We start from the raw sequence: 16,833 nt of genomic DNA, 5'->3' as shown, positions 1-16,833 counted from the left end.
AACGTAGGATCCCCAACCGCCATCACGACATCAGTGAAGGCTCAACGAGCCTCACACACAGAAATTAGGACAGACCCAACCCGATCGTCGCTCAGGCATAAGGGGCGATGACCCCGTTCCTGGTGCACGCTCTCTGCCGACAGTGCCGACGATGAATCGCCGTTCCCGCAGCCATCGTCGCGCACCGCCTGGTGCGCCGCAGTACCGCGTAGCACGGGTGTGGGCGGTGGACCAGACCGTACCTCTGATCCGCCTCTGGCTGCAGGCGCACGGAGCGCGCATCGCAGTGGTGCGGTCTGATCACCACGTGTCGGCACTCTGCGCCGCTGAAGAGCTACCGGGACTACTTGAGCGCTTGAGGCGGCGCGGCCAGTGATCAATGCGGGCCGCTATTGCCGGCCGCCAGCGTGCGAAGCGCGGTCGTTACGTTGCGCTCGGTGCTGCGAATGTGCTGCTCCAGCAGTGCCAGCGCTTGAACCTCGTCGCGTGCCAAAACTGCGTTGAACAGTCGCTGGTGCTCGTTGTTCTTCGCACGGTGAGTGGTGCGGAGTCGCGCGGAGAAACGGCGGAACCGCTCAGCCTGGTCGAACAGGCCGTCGACCATCTCCGTGAGCAGCGGCGAGGTGCAGCCGCTGTATATGGCTAAGTGGAAGGCGCGGTGGCGCGAGGTCCATTCGTCGTCGAGAACCACCGGGCCGGTGCCCAGGCGTTTCTCGACAAGCGACAGTGCGTGTAAAGCGGCAACTAGACCGGCTTCCCAGCGGTCGTCGCCGTGGCGCATCGCGTCGCGCAATGCTTCGCATTCCACCAGCAGACGCACCCGGGTCAGGTCGGTGATGCCCTCAATCGACAGTGGGGCCACACGGAAGCCGCGATGTTCCAGCGTACGGACGAACCCCTGTTGCACCAAACGATTGAGCGCTTCTCTCAGTGGACTGCTCGAGAACCCGTACCGACGCTGCAGTTCCTCAACCCGCAACCGTTGGCCGGGCTCGAACTCGCAGCGGATTAACGAACGCCGCAAGGCCTCGTAGGCCTGTTCGACCAACGGGGCTTCCGGCGGCGCGGACGCGATGGGGGCATCGTTTCTCATTCACGAGATTTTGCCAGAGACCTTGCTTGCGAACAATCGATTTTTGTGCACACTATTCCGGAACCGCACAAAAAAGCATGCAGCTGGGCTGCTGGGCGAGGCGACAGCTGCACCGCGGCATGCGTTAGTACAAGCCCTAAGGTGTCGCCCATAGAAATGTGTGAACATCTTTTCTGTGCACAAAAGTGCAGAACATGGAAATTAAGGGCGCTCCGGATCGCGCGGGCTGCTTCACGACAAGTGGATCGCGACGTTCTTTGATGCGCTCTTGCATTATTTTGGTCGCTGCTCAAACGAAGGATCCTCGCATGACAATGCAAGCAAACCACGACACTGATGGTCGCGCCTATGGCCATATTGCGGGAAAGCCAGACGAAGACTTGGTTCGCTGCGGGCCCGGAACGAAAGGTGGCGAACTGCTTCGCCGGTATTGGCAGCCAATCGCCATGGCCGAAGATGCGACGTCTCGCCCGAAGCTGATCAAGGCGCTCGGCGAGGAGCTGGTGCTGTTCCGGAGCGCGGAGGGGGAAGTGGGTCTCCTTTATCCTCGTTGCGCGCATCGCGGCACGTCGCTGCTTTATGGGAAGGTCGAAGAAAAGGGGATCCGGTGCTGCTATCACGGATGGCTCTTCAGCCCGTGCGGAACGTGTCTGGAAACGCCTTGCGAGCCGAGCAGTGACACGAAGAACCGGGTCCGTCAGCCCTGGTATCCCGTGGTGGAGAAGTTCGGCATGGTGTTCGCCTACATGGGCCCCCCGGCGGAGCAGCCCGAGTTTCCGACCATTTCCCTTGAACTGGACATGCAGGAGGGGGAGTACCTGGTTGCGAAGGAAAACACTTCGGGACCCAACGGGCCACACCCGAAGATCGCGGCCAGCAACGACTATAACTGGTTCCAGTTGTTTGACAACTTCGCAGACCCGTTCCATGTCGCGATCACACATTACGCGATCAACGGTATGCAGTTCACCGAGAGCTTCGGCATCATGCCGGAAGTGGAGACCAAGTACACCGACGACGGCGTGGTGAACCGCTCTCTACGTCGTCTGCCAGATGGGCGTCTCCATCAGCGGATCGCCCAAGTGATCATGCCGAACCTGCATTGCACCCCTGGCGTGACCGACGAGGATATGTCCTATTCGAGCATCGGTTGGCTCGTGCCGGCGGACGACACCAGCTATCGCCACTACGTGCTCTATCGCATGGGACCGAACAACGATGCCATCGCGAACCTTGAATTGTTGGGTTTCTTGAAGGACAACTGGGGCCCCAAGCATGGCAGGCCGTTCCGCGAATGGTCGCTTGAAGATCATCAGAACTGGCAGACTGACTACGCTTCTCAAAAGGGGCAGGGCGACATCACGCTGCATTCGGAAGAGCATCTCACTGTGCCTGATACCGCAATTGGCATGGCGCGCCGGATGTTCAAGAAGCAGGGGCTCGCGGTGGCGAGCGGCAAGAGCCCCGTCGGTGCAGGTGCCGGCGTCAAGCGACTCATCGAAGTCAAGTCTGGTAACGCGTTTCTGGATCCTCAAACGCACAAGATGATTAAAGGAATCACGCCTGAGTGGGACAGCATAGGCTGAGTTGGTTTTCGGTGATTTGATTTCATAGCCGACTCACAGGAGGGCAGATGCTCTGCCCTTCGGTGTATCGGCATTGAAGAGCGGAGTTTCATGACGTTTACATTATCCGTTGCTGCCATCAGAGCGGAAGCCCTCGACATTATTTCGGTGGAGCTGCGCTCTCACGACGGCAAGGACTTGTCGCCGTTCGAACCCGGTGCTCATTTAGAGATCGACGTTCTGCAGTCCGGAGGGGGTAGACACCTCGTTCGCCATTACTCGATCTGCAATGACAGTGCGGAGGCGGACCGCTACGTCATTGCGGTGGCGCGGGCGGCCGCAAGTCGTGGCGGCTCTGCGGCTTTGCACGACCTCGTGAAGGTTGGCACATCGGTCAACGTCCGGGCTCTGCGTAACAACTTCCCGCTCACCCGCGAGGCGGCCTCTTACCGCTTCATCGCCGGTGGCATCGGCATCACGCCGATCCTGTCAATGATTCGATGGTGCATAGCAGCCGGAAAAGCGTGGTCGCTGCTGTATTGCGTTCGATCGAAGGTGCGCGCCGCATTCTTCGAGGAACTGAATGGCATGGGCGAGTCGGTGCGATTCCATTTCGACGACGAGTCCGGCCTGCCCAATCTGCAGGCGGAGCTCTCAGACCCGAAGCCGGGGGAGCACGTTTACTGCTGCGGACCTTCCCCGTTGATGAAGGCGGTCGAGAGCCTCTGCTTGAACCGTGACCCGGACACTGTTCACTTCGAATGGTTCAGCGCCGACGCGTCGAACGTCCACCAGGCCGAGCCGGCGGAGTTTGAGGTGGTCTTGAAGAGGAGCGGCTTGCGCCTTTCGATTCCTGAGGACCGGTCGGTGTTGGACGTTCTAGATGCGAATGGCGTGGTTGTGGCCAATTCATGCCGCGAGGGCATCTGCGGAGCGTGCGAGACCGCCGTCTGCGGAGGCGTCGTCGATCATCGCGACCATGTCTTGACGAAGGCGGAGCGTGCAGCCGGTCAGAGCATGATGGTGTGCGTCTCCCGAGCGATGTCGCCGGTGCTAGAGCTCGATTTGTAAATCGGCCATCATTGCATTGCTGATGCTTCTCTGCCAATCTGACTCGGCGGCCGCGGTGGCGCGTCTGCCCCTGCGCATGCAGCACGCGCTGGAAGGTCGACTCGCTGGCGATGTAGACGCCCTCGTCGGCCAGCGTTGGCACGATGCGCGCGGGCGGCAGGTCGGCAAAGCGCGGCTCGTTGGCCACGCTCAGGATCTGCGCGCGCTCGGCTTCGCTCAGCGCGTGGCTGGGCATCGGCCGCACCGCGTTTGGCCTGCCATCACCCGATTCCAGGCCTTGGTGCGCCTTCCAGCGCTGCAGCGTGCGTGCCGTGATGCCGACGATCCCGCAGGCCTGGTGCAACCGCGCGCCCGCCTTGCGGGCCACTTCGATGTCTCGGGCATGTTCCTGGCGATCTTCGAGGCCGATCATTCGTCCTCGCCCTGCGTGTTCCTTTTGAAGATCGCCTCGCATTTTTTGAGAGCACCAGCAGTGCTGCCGTCTCCGCCAGGGCCTTGTCCTTGCGACGCACTTCGCGCTCGAGTTCTTTGATGCGACGCCTGTCTTCCTTGGTCTGCGAGGGGCTCGCGCGCACCTCCTCGGGCGCTGCCAGCGCCTGCGTCGCACTGGCCCTCCACTGCTGCAACTGCTGCAGGTACACGCCGTTCTCGCGACACCACGCGCTGCGCGTGGCCTCGTCCATGGCAGCGGTGGCGATCACCGCCTCGAACCGCGCTGCGGCCGTCCAGACCCGTCCTTGACCGGCCTGGACAACGACTCCGAGCGCCAGCGCTCCAGCGTGTCCACCCCGACGCCAATCTCACGCGCCACCGCTTCCGGCGATGCATGCGCGCTACCGCCCGGTCCTTGAATGCTTGTCCGTATCGAGCCAACTCGTTCTCTCTGCGCCCCCGGGTTCATGGTTCTACGGAGGCGACAAGTATTCTGACGCGGGGGGCCATGCGCCAGGCACTGTGGGCCGCCTACGGGCCACAGATACAGCAGGCGTGGCGCGAACAACTCATGCCCGACCAGGCACCGCCTGAGTTCGATCCCGACGAGCCGTTCTAGCCCATCGCACCGGCCATGCCCAAAGGCATCGGCCACACACCCAGACCCACCCCATCAGGACCTGTGCGCAGGTTCTGATTCCGTTGTGCGCCCAGCATGGGCGCACTCTTGCGGGTGCAAGTCCCGCCGTAAGTTGATCACGACGAACGAAGTGAAGCGCAACTGCACGAGGGTGGCTTGCTGGGCGCACTGCCGACGCTACTTCCACGACGCTCTGCAGGCGCTGCCCAAGAGCCAGCGCGGACCGGATCAACTGGCCCCACGGTTCAACACTGCGCCCATGGCCGTTCTGGTGTGCCCGCCGGAATTGGGCGTCTCCTCGGCCAGCACGCATGCCGTGGGGGCAATGTCTGAATGACTGCACCAGGCGCAAGATCGCCTGGCCCTGTAGGAGCCGAACAATCCGCTGCCGGGTTTGCAAGCCGCGGACGCCAGCGAACCTTGCGGCCGCCGGCTGAGATCAGGGATTGATCACGTAGTTGCTGAACCCGCCGTTTCGGTTCGTGATTCCGGCGATAGCTTCGTTGACGCGGTCGAGTGGGAACTTGACCTGTTCGAAGATCGATAGGTCGAGCAGGCCACGAGCCGCCATGTCGGCCATGTCCTCACCTTCCGTGGCGGTAAACCAAAGCGATCCGCTCAAAGACTGCTGGCAATCCATCATCGTGTGGATGTCGATTGGGAGCGCTCCCGCGATCGCGCCGATGTCAACCGCTTTACCGCCTCGCTTGAGCGCACGCATCCCTTGCAGAATTACCTCGTGCGGAGCGCCCGGGCACAAGCGAGTACTGCGGCGCCGTCATGTACTCGGCCAGCCCGCCGTAGGGGTAATCCTTGAAGATCGCGAGCGACTTTTCGGAGAAGCCAAAGTAGCCGTTGAACGTGTAGTACGTGCAGTTGATGTGGTCCCCGGCGCGACAGGCTCTGCAACCGCCGCAGTAGCGGCCGGGGTTCACGTAAACGCGATCGCCCGCCTTCCACGCATGGACTTGGCGGCCCACCGCGACGATTTCGCCGGCCGGATCGAGCCCGAAGATCGCGGGCAACGGCGGCTGTGGTCGTTCGGGGAACCAGGTTGGCCAGTTGGCGAGGATGTTCGCGAGGTTGGGCACGATGCCGCAAGACCGTACCCGGACGAGCACGTCATTCGGTCCGGGATCCGGGCGCGGTACCTCTTCGATGCGCATCGATTCGCCTACGGCGTGCAGGCGTGCGGCCTTCATGGTGCTCACTCTCGTCTCCGGCTACATCTGATTGCAAAGTAATGCACAAAACCAGATTCGTGCATATTTAAGCAGCGATGAAAGCCTTGCGCATCCGGGTTTCCACTGGGAATGAGGACCTGGGAAAATCTATGCACTCGACATATCTTTGTGCACAATCTAGCCTTCGAAGGTGTTAGGTCCACATGAATAGCGCAGATGTCATTGTCGTTGGGTTAGGTCCTACAGGTGCCGTGCTGTCGGCTTTGCTGGCTCAGCGGGGTATGACCGTCGCGGCTTTCGATCGGATGCCTGACCTGTTTCCTCTGCCGCGCGCCATCGGTTTCGACCACGAAGTGATGCGTGTGATGCAGGAGCTCGGCATTGCAAGCCGCGTGCTGACGCATGCGGCGCCCTATAGGCCCAGCCAATATCGTGGCGTTGAAGGTCAGTTGATAAAGCAGCTCGACACGGAGCCTCCGCCGCATCGGCTCGGCTGGGCGCCCAATTACGTCTTTGATCAACCCGCCTTCGAGCGCGAGATCCGTGGACGTCTGAGCGAGCTGGCCGGCGTGCGTGTGTTCCTCTCTTGCCAGGTGCTGTCGCATACGCAGAGCCGGGAGGGTGTCGAGGTTGAGGTGCAGAACGCCGACGGGGAAATCGAACAATGGATGGCTCGTTATCTGGTCGCATGCGACGGTGGCTCCAGTCCCATCCGCAAGGCCTTGGGCATCAAGCTGGAAGACCTTGCCTTCGATGAGCATTGGTTAGTTGTCGATGCCGATGTTCATGACCACAAAATCGCAGATCTGCCGACAACGCAAGTCCAGTACTGCGAGCCCGAGAGGCCATGCACCTTCGTGGTCGGGCCCGGTAATCACCGCCGTTGGGAGGTGATGTTGCTCGAGGTCGACAGCCTCTCGAGCGACTTTCCGCCCGATCAGCTATGGCCGTTACTGTCGCGCTGGATCAAGCCGGGAGACGCGGAATTGCGGCGCGCAGCAGCCTATCGCTTCCACGGTCTGGTGGCCGAACAGTGGCGCAAGGGCCGCGTGCTATTGGCGGGCGATGCTGCGCACATGACGCCTCCATTCATGGCGCAGGGCATGGTTCAGGGGATCCGGGATGCTCACGGACTGGCTTGGCGTCTCCAAAGAGTGCTGTCCGGAGCCTCGACTGATCGTCTTCTCGACGACTATGGGGTAGAACGGCGTCCGCACGTGACGGCGACCACCCGCGCGGCTATCCAGCTTGGGCGTGTGATCTGTGAGCGCGATCCCGTCAAGGCACGTTCCCGCGATGCGCGGATGCTGGCCGAGCAGGGCGGGGTGGTGAAAACGACCTTTCGCCAGTCGATGATTCCGCCGCTGCGAGACGGACTGATCGCCACAGGGACGCCGGGCGCCGGCGAACCGCTTCCCCAGCCGACCGTCATCACGCCGGGTGGAGTGTCGAAGCTGCTGGACGACATCACCGGTGCGTGCTTCCGCATCGTCGTGACCGAACGGCTCACCGACGACGAAGCCGGCGCGGTGGCCGTGATGGCGGCAGCGCTCAAGGGCTGTGCGGTCTTCGTCGGTCCGGACGCGAAACGCCATGCCGGCCTGGGCTTTTCGGTTGAAGAGGAGACTCCGCTCTTGCAAGCCTGGCTGCACGGTCTCGGTGCCGACGTCGCCATCGTCCGACCGGACCATTACGTGTACGGCACAGCTGCTGGGGTTGAAGCCGGACTCGCGCTGGTTGACCAATTGCGCGAACGAATTAAGAACAAGAACTGCGGCGATCCTGGAAGCGTTACCACGCCGTGCGAACCAGAGCGAGAGCACCCGCCTTTGACTCTGCAGATCCAACCCGCGACTACGAGTACTCCGTGAATCCTGCCTCCCTCTCCGACACGCCCGGCCAAATTCAGCGGCTGGAAGACTTCGATCCTCGGTCCGGCTCGCTCATCGAGCGTGCGCTCTTCAATCACCGGCGGATCGTGCTGATCCTTTGCCTCATCTTCACCGTGGTGTTCGGGTTCCAGGCCACCAAGCTGCAACTGAACGCCAGTTTCGAGAAGACGATCCCGACCTCGCATCCGTACATCGTCAACTTCCTGTCGCACAAAGAAGACTTGACGGGACTTGAGAATGTTGTGCGGGTCGCCGTAGTCAATAAGCGCGGAACGGTCTTTGACAAGGACTATCTCTCGAAGCTTGCAAAGATCAACGACGAGGTGTTTCTGCTCCCGGGGGTCGACCGGTCGTTCATGAAGTCGATGGTTACCTCGAACGTCCGATGGTCGGCAGTGACAGAAGACGGGGTGGACGGCGGCGCCGTGATTCCGGAAGACTATGACGGCTCGGAGCGCACACTTCAGCAGGTGCGGCTGAACGTGGAACGCTCCGGCGAGATTGGCCAGCTGGTTGCGGCCGACTTCCGTTCCTCCATCATCTTCGTGCCGCTGCTCGACAAGGATCCGCAGACCGCAAAAAAGCTCGACTACCGGAAGTTCTCCGAGGGTCTCGAAGAGATCCGGGCGAAGTACCAGGACGAGGCGACCGACCTGCACATCACCGGATTCGCCAAGGTCGTGGGCGACCTGATTGCGGGTTTGCGCGAAGTGCTTCGGTACTTCGCCGTAGCCATCGGCATCGCGACGGGAATGATCTATTGGTTCAATCGCGACGTGCGTAGCACGTTGCTGGTAATGGCCAGCTCGCTGGTTGCGGTTGTTTGGCAGTTGGGGGCGTTGCCAACGTTGGGATACGAGCTCAACCCCTACTCGGTGCTGGTGCCGTTTCTCGTTTTCGCCATAGGCATGAGCCATGGGGCACAGAAGATGAACGGGATCATGCAGGACATCGGGAGAGGCGTGCACAAGCTTGTTGCGGCACGATTCACCTTCCGACGTCTGTTCATGGCGGGCCTGACCGCGCTGCTCGCCGACGCTGTCGGATTCGCCGTGTTGCTGGTCATCGACATTCCGGTGATCAAGGAGCTTGCGGTGGCGGCGAGCATCGGCGTGGCGATGCTCATTTTCACCAACTTGATCCTCCTTCCCATTCTGCTGAGCTACACCGGGGTCAGCCTCTCGGCTGCTCACCGCAGCCTGCGCACCGAACATGCGGATCGAGACAGCGGCGGCGCAGCGAAGCACCGTCTGTGGCGCTGGCTCGATGCGTTCACCCAGCGACGCGCCGCAGCCGCGGCGATAGTCGCAGCGGTCGTCCTGGCGGTGGGGGGGGTCGCGGTCTCTACCCAGCTCAAGATCGGTGATCTTGACGCGGGGGCGCCCGAGCTGCGTCCCGATTCCCGCTACAACAAGGACAACGCGTACATCTCGGCCAACTACGCCGCCAGTTCCGACATCCTGGTCGTGATGGTTCCCACTGAACCGGACCGATGCGGAGCATATGGCACCTTGGCCAAGGTCGACCGCCTGGCGTGGCAGATCGAGCAACTGACCGGCGTCGAATCCACCAACTCCATGGCCATGCTGTCGAAGTTTTCCATGGTCGGGTTCAATGAAGGCGCGTTCAAGTGGTATGAGTTGATCCCCAATGAGGGAGCAATCGGGGCCGTGCAGACGCGTGCACCTCGCGAGTTGCTGAACCAGGGGTGCTCGCTGCTGTCGCTCTACGTTTACCTCAAGGACCACAAGGCGGAGACGCTCAGCCGTGTCGTCGCCGAGGTGGAGGCGTATGCCAAAGCGAACGACACACCGGAGGCCAAGTTCGTGCTCGCTGCTGGCGGCGCAGGGATCGAGGCCGCTACGAACATCGTTGTGAAGCAAGCGTGGACGCAAATGCTGCTGTTGGTCTATGCGGCCGTCACGATCCTCTGCTTTCTGACGTTCCGGTCCTGGCGCGCCGTCTTGGTGGCCGTCCTACCGTTGATGCTGACCTCGGTCTTGGCAGAGGCATTGATGGTGAAGTTGAACATGGGCGTCAAGGTCGCGACGCTCCCGGTCATCGCCCTGGGCGTGGGTATCGGTGTCGACTACGCGCTCTACATCCTCAGTGTGACGCTGCAGCAGTTGCGCCAGGGCAGCAGCCTGTCGACGGCCTACTACAAGGCATTGCTGTTTACCGGCAAGGTCGTTCTGCTGACGGGTTTCACGCTGGCGGTCGGCGTCCTGACGTGGTCCTTCTCGGACATCAAGTTCCAGGCCGATATGGGCATCCTCCTGGCCTTCATGTTCCTCTGGAACATGCTCGGAGCGCTCATTCTCATTCCTGCGCTTTCGCATTTCTTGCTTCGAAAGTCGACGACTGCTGCCAACCGGGAGCCGCAGGCGTCCCTCATGAAGGCGGTTGGTTGAGCGGCCCTGCGTCGATCTATTGACACCGCTAGCGTGCGGCGAGAACGGTCGCCAACCCAACTTTCTGGAGAAAACGATATGACTGGGAAACAAGAGATTCTGGCGCTCGATCAACGCCGTCGACGCGCAATGATCGAGGCCGACCTGTCCTCCCTTGAGGGGCTCTTCAATGACGAGCTGTTATGGATTCACGGCAATGGGCGCATCGACTCCAAGCTTGGCATTCTGAACACCATCGGTTCTGGCAAGACCAAGTACCGATCCATCGAATGCAGCGATGAGTCCGTCCGCTTGTTTGGAAGCGTCGCAGCGGTGAGCGGTGTCGCCGATATGCAGGTAGAGATCGCAGGCGAGAAACGGACCCTCAACAACCGGTTCACCATCCTGTGGGCCCAACAATCAGACGGGCTGTGGCAGGTGGTCAACTGGCAGTCAACGAGCTTGCCCAAGGCTTGATACCACTGGGTGACAGCGGCCCTCCGTGGCGTATCGGGTTCCTACCGACTGCTCTTTATGCATAAAGATAGATAATATGCATGAGACAGGTGGTCGCTGGAGATCGGCGGCGTGACGTGACTGCCGTGAGGCAGTGTTTTGGGAACGCCGCTGATCCAGGACTCCCTCAGTACCAAGCAAATGGAGACAAGATGAAGAATGGCGAGTACATCCGCAGAGTCGAAGACGCGCGGGTGGCGGTCTTTCCGAAGGCAATCGTGATCGCATGCGCGGCGGCGGCCTCTGGCGTTCACGCTTTCTCGTTTGATACCGGTAGTCCGGATGTCAAGCTGCGGTGGGATAACACCTTCAAGTACAGCGCTGCGACCCGTCTGAAGGAGCGCTCCAACGTCATCATGGAAGACGCGGGCGGCGACGACGGCGACCGCAACTTCGCAAGGGGACTGATTTCCAATCGGCTCGACATCTTTTCCGAGCTGGATGCTTCGTACAAGAACGTTGGCGTTCGGCTGAGCGGCGCAGCGTGGTACGACACCGTCTACAACAGCAAGAACGACAACAACAGTCCTGCTACGAGCAACAACGTCAGCGTTCCATATAACGAATTCACGCGGGAGACTCGTAACCGCATGGGCCGCAAAGGGGAGCTACTCGATGCGTTCGGTTTCGTCAACGGATCTGTCGCTGACATGAAAGGGACCTTGCGACTGGGACGACACTCCCTCGTTTTCGGAGAAAGCCTGTTCTTCGGTCAGAACGGAATCGCCAATGCACAGGGCCCGCTTGATCTTGTCAAGCTTGTGAGTGTACCGAGCAGTCAGTTCAAGGAGGTGTTGAGGCCGGTCAATCAGGTGTCGGGACAACTGCAGATTTCCCCCGTCCTGTCGATCGGCGCCTATTACCAGTTTGAGTGGAAGGAATCCATTCTGCCGCCAGCCGGCAGTTACCTCAGCACGCTCGATTTCGTCGGCGAAGGGGGGGAGCGGTTGGGGCCGTGGCCGCGCGGCGCGGATATCAAGCCGCGCAACAGTGGTCAGGGCGGTATTCAACTGCGCTACCGCGCCAGCTCCATCGACACCGAATTCGGTCTTTACGCTGTGCGCTATCACGATAAGACGCCGCAGATCTACCTCACCACTGACTTCACGACGCCGCAAATCCCGGGGTTGGGCACGCCCCACAACTTCGTGAACGTCTATCCGGAAGGGATCCAGACCTACGGCGCGAGCGCAAGCACGGTGCTCGGTGAACTGAACCTCGCGGGCGAGGTCTCGGTGCGGAACAACGCGCCGCTCGTCGGCGACGCGGCGCTAGTTCAGTACAACGCAGGGGCCGACAACGTCCATAACCCAGCTTACCCCGTCGGCAAGACGGCGCATGCCCAGGTGTCTGGCATTTATTCCATGGGCCCCGGGACCCTGTGGCAAGGGGCCTTCCTCCTGGCCGAGGTGGCGTGGAACCGCACACTCAGCATCACGCGCAATTCCGGTGCGCTGGACCCGAACACGACGCGGGACGCCTTGGCGTTGCGAATATTGTTCACGCCGTCCTATTACCAAGTCCTGCCAGGGCTCGATTTGAGTCTGCCGATCGGCCTAGGCTACAACCCCAAGGGCCGATCTTCTGCGGTCTTCGGTTTCAATGGCGGCGTCGAGCACGGCGGCGATATCTCCATCGGCCTGACGGGCGAGTATGAAAGCGTCTGGACGTTCGGGATCAACTACGTGAAGTACTTGGGCAAAGAGTCTACCTATCTCTCTCCTCCCAATTCGAACTCCGCAGTGCTGTCTTACGGACAGAGCCTGAAGGATCGCGACTTTCTGTCGCTGAACATCAAGCGCACCTTCTGATTGACAACGAGGTTTGTATGAAGAATTCCCTTTCATTGATTGCGCGAACGGCGCTGGCAACTGCGGTTGTGGTTGGCTCTGGGTCTGTCTGGGCTGCGGTCTCAGCCGACGAGGCTGCCAAGTTGAAGTCAACGCTAACGCCAATGGGCGCGGAAAAGTCGGGCAACAAAGATGGCTCCATCCCTGCCTGGGACGGCGGCTTCAGCAAGGTACCTGCCGGCTACAAGCAGGGGCAGCCGCGTCCGGATTTTTTTGCGTCGGAAAAGCCGTTGTACTCGGTGACTTCCAAGAACATTGATCAGTACGCGGATAAGCTTAGCGAGGTCACGAAGGCGATGCTGAAGAAGCATCCGGACTATCGCCTGGATGTCTATCCGACGCACCGCACCGCCTCTGCGCCGCAGTTGGTCTACGACAATATTTTCAAGAATGCCACGCGCGCGAAGACGTTTCAGGAGGGCGACAGCATTGAAGGCGCTTTTGGCGGTATTCCGTTTCCCATTCCTAAAGATGGCTCCGAGGCCATGTGGAATAGCCGAATGGCATGGGCCGGTGAAGATGCGCAGGGACAGTACACGACCTGGGTTGTTACCGGCCAAGGCAAGCGCATCATGGCGACGAAGTACGATGAATGGTTTGCCAATCCGTATTACTACAAGGATGGCGCAGCGAGTAACTTCGACGGACAGTACTACAAAACGAAGGTGCTGACCCTGGAGCCGGCTTCGAAGGCAGGCGAGGCATTGCTCGCCTGGCAGGCTTTCGAAAGCGAAAAGGGCTCTGCGTGGCAGTACCTGGTGGGCCAGCGGCGCGTGCGGCGGTCTCCGTCGGTCGGTTATGACACGCCGAACTTCATCACCTCTGGCATCGGCCTGTTCGACGAGGCATTCGGTGCTGCGGGAGCGCTGAGTCGACACAACTTAAAGTTGGTCGGTAAACAGGAGATGCTGGTTCCCTACAACAACAATAAGGCAGCGGCTGCGTCGCCTGAAGAACTCGTTCAGCCAAACTTTCTGAACCCCAGCCTCGTGCGGTGGGAACTGCACCGCGTGTGGGTGGTGGAAGCGACTCTGCGCGAGGGCAAACGGCACGTCGTGCCCAAGCGAACATACTATCTCGACGAGGACACCTGGTGCGTTCTGCTGACGGATGGTTGGGATGCCAAGGGCTCGCTGTGGCGCGGGTACTTTTCGCTGACCCTGCTAGCGCCCGACATCCCCGCGCTGCTTGGCAATCTGGTCAATTGGGGCGGCTACAACGTCCAGACGGGCGAGTATTACCTCAGCGTTTCCACGCTCGGGTCGCCTCGGCAGTACGAGGTCACCAGCCGTCGTCCGCCTGAATTTTTCTCCCCGGATTCCCTCACAGAAGGTGCGCGATGACCGATTTGCATCAGCCCCTCTGGGGGGCGGGCGTTATTGCGACCCTTGTGCGATGCCCGGTGGCTGGATTGTTTTTTTCGGTGTTTCTGGTGTTGTCATGCGTCGTCGGTTTCTGAAGTTGCTCACGGCTGGTGCGTGGGCGGGGATGTCGCTGGCGCGGGCCGCGTCCTTGCCCCGCTTCGATGTCCTGCAACAACCGGCACTCGCAACCCGCAAGGCGGCGAGTGCGGCCCTTCTCGCAGTGACACGGTCCGGAAACCGCCTAGTGGCCGTAGGCGAACGGGGCATCGTGCTGCTGTCGGACGACGAGGGCGTGAGTTGGCGCCAAGCCCGTGTTCCGGTTAGTGTCTCGCTGACGGCCGTCCAGTTCGTGGACAACCACACGGGCTGGGCCGTCGGGCATCTCGGGGTGGTCCTGCGGACCGGTGACAACGGAGAAACCTGGACTGTTCAGTTCGACGGAATCCGGGCCGCAGCACTTGCGGCCAAAGCCGCAACCGACGCAGGCCAGGCCGCTGTCGCAAGCCGGTTGCTGGAGGACGGCCCGGACAAGCCGTTCTTGGACCTGTATTTCCAGGACAAGAACGTGGGGTGGGTGATCGGCGCCTACAACCTCGCATTCCTCACCAACGATGGTGGGAGTTCCTGGGAGTGCGTGATGCCGCGCTTGCCCAACCCGAAAGGACTGCATCTCTACGCGGTGCGTGAGGTCGGTCGTTCGATCTACATCACGGGCGAGCAAGGTCTGCTGCTTCGATCGGATGACCATGGGCAGCACTTTGAAGCGCTGCAGGCGCCCTCCAAAGGCTCGTACTTCGGTCTAGTCTCCGGCCAGAAAGGCGAACTGGTGCTGTATGGCCTGAGGGGTCGTGTCTTCGTATCCCGGGATGCGGCCGGTACCTGGAGCGAAGTGCCCACAGGAAGCGCTGCATCGATCAGCGCAGGCCTCGCGCTTGACAACGGGTCGCTGCTCCTCGCTTCTCAGGCGGGCGAGCTGTTGATGAGCCAGGATGATGGCAAGAGCTTCCGTGCGGTTTCAAATCCGACGGGATTGCCCATTACCGCGATGGCGCTAGGGCGTAATGGTGCATTGGTGGCGACCAGCTTGCGCGGCGTGCAGCGCCTCAGCCTTCGTTCGGCCTTGACTTGATCCAAGTGCCACCTTCACTGACTTTGAACCAATTGAGAGACATAGATGAATGAAAAGCTGATGAGAGCAGCGCGGCTGCACGAGCTGGACGGCCGTTTTCAAATTGATCGCATTCCAGTGCCCGAACCGCGTCCCACCGACGTGCTGGTCAAGGTGGCGGCGGCGGGCTTGGTGCACAACTTGCGCAATGTGCTGACGATATACCCTAAGGTGGCGCCGTTTCTGCCGCTGCCCAAGCTCCCGGCGATCTTCGGGTTGGACACCACCGGGGTGGTTGCAAGCGTCGGCTCGTTGGTGAAGACCGACGTTAAGGTGGGCGACCGCGTCTACGTCAATCCAGGCCTTTCATGCGGTTCGTGCGAAGCATGTCGCAGGGCCGACCCGACCAACTGTCGGAATTTCACCTTCATGGGGTATTTCGGCTTCGGCCCCGAATCGCAGAACCAGTACGACGCTTATCCGTACGGCGGTTTCTCTGAATACGCTACCTGTCCGGTCGGCAACGTCGTCAAGCTTCCCGACAACCTGTCCTTCGAGCAGGCGTCTCGTTTTGGCTATCTCGGCACAGCCTACGCTGGCCTTCGCAAGGCAAACTTCAAGCCTGGCCAGCGCCTCCTTGTTAACGGCGGGACAGGGACGCTCGGTGTCGGTGCGGTGCTGCTTGGGCTCGCCATGGGCGCATCGAAGGTCTTTGCCACGGGCCGGGATCCGCATCGGCTTGAAAAGCTGCGCCAGCTGGACCCTCACCGGATCGTCCCAGTGTCGAGCAGGGACGGCACCGTTGCCGCACAGGCAATGGAGGCCACTGGCGGGAACGGTGTCGATGCGATGCTGGAGGCTCTGGCCCCGGGGGCTCCAGCCTCCAGCGTGATGGATGCCTTCCACTCGCTTCGTCATGGCGGCGTCGCGGTGAACGTCGGTGGCGTGTCCGAAGCGCTCGCGGTGGATGCCGGCTACTTGATGATCACGCAGCGATCGCTGGTCGGTTCGCTGTGGTTCACCACGAGCGAAGGCCAGGACATGGCGCAGATGGTTGAAGCCGGCACGCTGGATCTCAGCGTCTTCGAACACAAGGTCTATTCCTTGGAAGAGGTGAACACTGCCCTGGTCGAAGTCGATGGGCGCGACGGGGGGTTCACGAACTTCGTCGTCCGTCCGTGACGCGGTGTGGCGGGGAGTGAGAAGGCTCCCTTGGGCCCGGCTGGCGACCCGGGCCCAGCGATCTTGCAGGACTTTGAGAGGCTTTCGCTTCGCGTCCAGCCTGACGAGCTGATGCGCAACTGCGGCGACATGACCGCCGCGTGTGACCTGCCCCCTTCAGCCGTACCAGTGATTCGTCAGGGGTCCTGGGGTTGAAGGTCAATGGATCTGGGGGGGGCGCGTGGCGAGCAGCGTCGCCGACTTCTTGGCGCAGTTGCTCGGCATACCGGGCTGGCGGCACGCGGCCAATGCTGCTGTGAGGCCGCACCTCGTTGTAGTCCCGGCGCCAGGCCGCGATCTCTGAGCGTGCTTGCCGCAGGTTCTCGAACCAGTGCTCGTTGAGACACTCGTCTCGGAACTTGCCGTTGAAGCTCTCGATGTAGCCGTTCTGTATGGCCCGGCCCGGCTCGATGAGGGTAAGCGGTCAATGAACCGCGTCCTTGCCCCTGCGGCAATGGCGAGGCAGGCGCCGCTCAGTCTGTGGTCAGGTCGATGCGCCAGGGCAGC

13 protein-coding genes and 2 pseudogenes are annotated in these 16,833 nt (G+C 61.2%); 10 read left to right on the top strand and 5 right to left on the bottom strand.

The annotated features are described in order from the left end of the window. Positions 1-376: 376 nt before the first annotated feature. On the bottom strand, positions 377-1,093 hold the full coding sequence (locus LRH25_RS32140; protein ID WP_141284552.1) for a GntR family transcriptional regulator: 717 nt from the start codon (positions 1,091-1,093) through the stop codon (positions 377-379). 308 nt (positions 1,094-1,401) lie between these two features. Between LRH25_RS32140 and LRH25_RS32135 the strand changes: the two genes are divergently transcribed. Next, complete coding sequence (locus tag LRH25_RS32135; RefSeq protein ID WP_170200694.1) at positions 1,402-2,679, top strand: Rieske 2Fe-2S domain-containing protein; 1,278 nt, start codon at positions 1,402-1,404, stop codon at positions 2,677-2,679. Positions 2,680-2,769: 90 nt separating this feature from the next. Next, positions 2,770-3,729, top strand: a complete 960-nt coding sequence (locus LRH25_RS32130) for a PDR/VanB family oxidoreductase (protein WP_141284548.1) — start codon at positions 2,770-2,772, stop codon at positions 3,727-3,729. Between the two features lie 46 nt (positions 3,730-3,775). Here the strand turns inward: LRH25_RS32130 and LRH25_RS32125 are convergent. Then, positions 3,776-4,602, bottom strand: a pseudogene (locus tag LRH25_RS32125) (transposase family protein); the annotation flags it as partial. A 263-nt stretch (positions 4,603-4,865) separates the two neighbouring features. Between LRH25_RS32125 and LRH25_RS32120 the strand changes: the two are divergent. Next, positions 4,866-5,138: an IS66 family transposase gene (locus LRH25_RS32120; RefSeq protein WP_310733301.1), complete on the top strand. Its 273-nt coding sequence runs from the start codon at positions 4,866-4,868 to the stop codon at positions 5,136-5,138. A 102-nt stretch (positions 5,139-5,240) separates the two neighbouring features. Here the strand turns inward: LRH25_RS32120 and LRH25_RS33245 are convergent, their stop codons facing one another. Both LRH25_RS33245 and LRH25_RS32115 read right to left on the bottom strand, forming a co-directional pair. After that, positions 5,241-5,522 (bottom strand): hypothetical protein, encoded by a 282-nt coding sequence (locus LRH25_RS33245; protein ID WP_310733300.1) that lies wholly within the window; start codon positions 5,520-5,522, stop codon positions 5,241-5,243. Beyond that, positions 5,497-6,003 carry an alcohol dehydrogenase catalytic domain-containing protein gene (locus LRH25_RS32115; protein ID WP_310733299.1) on the bottom strand — a complete coding sequence of 169 codons (507 nt, stop codon included), beginning with the start codon at positions 6,001-6,003 and terminating at the stop codon, positions 5,497-5,499. Before LRH25_RS32115 ends, LRH25_RS33245 begins: the two co-directional genes overlap by 26 nt. A 185-nt stretch (positions 6,004-6,188) precedes the next feature. On the opposite strand from LRH25_RS32115, the gene LRH25_RS32110 reads away from it, so the two are divergent. From LRH25_RS32110 to LRH25_RS32080, 7 genes are all read left to right on the top strand, one after another. Next, positions 6,189-7,856 carry a bifunctional 3-(3-hydroxy-phenyl)propionate/3-hydroxycinnamic acid hydroxylase gene (locus LRH25_RS32110; protein WP_141284543.1) on the top strand — a complete coding sequence of 556 codons (1,668 nt, stop codon included), beginning with the start codon at positions 6,189-6,191 and terminating at the stop codon, positions 7,854-7,856. Next, the gene (locus LRH25_RS32105; RefSeq protein WP_141284541.1) at positions 7,853-10,288 is read left to right on the top strand and encodes an efflux RND transporter permease subunit; all 2,436 of its coding nucleotides are present in this window, start codon (positions 7,853-7,855) and stop codon (positions 10,286-10,288) included. The genes LRH25_RS32110 and LRH25_RS32105 overlap by 4 nt, the downstream gene beginning before the upstream one ends. Before the next feature lie 78 nt (positions 10,289-10,366). Next, entirely contained in the window at positions 10,367-10,744 is a 378-nt protein-coding gene (locus LRH25_RS32100) for a nuclear transport factor 2 family protein (protein WP_141284539.1), read from the top strand. 191 nt (positions 10,745-10,935) lie between these two features. Continuing rightward, positions 10,936-12,594, top strand: a complete 1,659-nt coding sequence (locus tag LRH25_RS32095) for a DUF1302 domain-containing protein (protein WP_141284537.1) — start codon at positions 10,936-10,938, stop codon at positions 12,592-12,594. Between the two features lie 17 nt (positions 12,595-12,611). After that, positions 12,612-13,976: a DUF1329 domain-containing protein gene (locus LRH25_RS32090; protein ID WP_141284535.1), complete on the top strand. Its 1,365-nt coding sequence runs from the start codon at positions 12,612-12,614 to the stop codon at positions 13,974-13,976. A 52-nt stretch (positions 13,977-14,028) separates the two neighbouring features. Then, entirely contained in the window at positions 14,029-15,126 is a 1,098-nt protein-coding gene (locus LRH25_RS32085) for a WD40/YVTN/BNR-like repeat-containing protein (RefSeq protein WP_211361270.1), read from the top strand. Between the two features lie 45 nt (positions 15,127-15,171). Further along, a complete protein-coding gene (locus tag LRH25_RS32080; protein ID WP_211361269.1) occupies positions 15,172-16,287 on the top strand; it encodes an alcohol dehydrogenase catalytic domain-containing protein in 1,116 nt (371 codons plus the stop codon). 241 nt (positions 16,288-16,528) lie between these two features. On the opposite strand, the pseudogene LRH25_RS32075 reads toward LRH25_RS32080, so the two are convergent. Next, positions 16,529-16,747, bottom strand: a pseudogene (locus LRH25_RS32075) (integrase core domain-containing protein); the annotation flags it as partial. Positions 16,748-16,833 lie beyond the last annotated feature (86 nt).

Origin of the sequence: Ideonella azotifigens (assembly GCF_021043325.1) — a bacterium.
Taxonomy (GTDB): Bacteria; Pseudomonadota; Gammaproteobacteria; order Burkholderiales; family Burkholderiaceae_C; genus Ideonella; species Ideonella azotifigens.
This window is presented reverse-complemented; position numbering and strand designations above follow the sequence as displayed.

Excerpts from the sequence above, each read along its gene's own strand:
- LRH25_RS32140 (WP_141284552.1), bottom strand. The coding sequence starts at position 1,093 with ATGAGAAACGATGCCCCCATCGCGTCCGCGCCGCCGGAAGCCCCGTTG.
- LRH25_RS32135 (WP_170200694.1), top strand. The coding sequence starts at position 1,402 with ATGACAATGCAAGCAAACCACGACACTGATGGTCGCGCCTATGGCCAT.
- LRH25_RS32130 (WP_141284548.1), top strand. The coding sequence starts at position 2,770 with ATGACGTTTACATTATCCGTTGCTGCCATCAGAGCGGAAGCCCTCGAC.
- LRH25_RS33245 (WP_310733300.1), bottom strand. The coding sequence starts at position 5,522 with ATGCGTGCGCTCAAGCGAGGCGGTAAAGCGGTTGACATCGGCGCGATC.
- LRH25_RS32115 (WP_310733299.1), bottom strand. The coding sequence starts at position 6,003 with ATGAAGGCCGCACGCCTGCACGCCGTAGGCGAATCGATGCGCATCGAA.
- LRH25_RS32110 (WP_141284543.1), top strand. The coding sequence starts at position 6,189 with ATGAATAGCGCAGATGTCATTGTCGTTGGGTTAGGTCCTACAGGTGCC.
- LRH25_RS32100 (WP_141284539.1), top strand. The coding sequence starts at position 10,367 with ATGACTGGGAAACAAGAGATTCTGGCGCTCGATCAACGCCGTCGACGC.
- LRH25_RS32095 (WP_141284537.1), top strand. The coding sequence starts at position 10,936 with ATGAAGAATGGCGAGTACATCCGCAGAGTCGAAGACGCGCGGGTGGCG.
- LRH25_RS32090 (WP_141284535.1), top strand. The coding sequence starts at position 12,612 with ATGAAGAATTCCCTTTCATTGATTGCGCGAACGGCGCTGGCAACTGCG.
- LRH25_RS32085 (WP_211361270.1), top strand. The coding sequence starts at position 14,029 with ATGCCCGGTGGCTGGATTGTTTTTTTCGGTGTTTCTGGTGTTGTCATG.
- LRH25_RS32080 (WP_211361269.1), top strand. The coding sequence starts at position 15,172 with ATGAATGAAAAGCTGATGAGAGCAGCGCGGCTGCACGAGCTGGACGGC.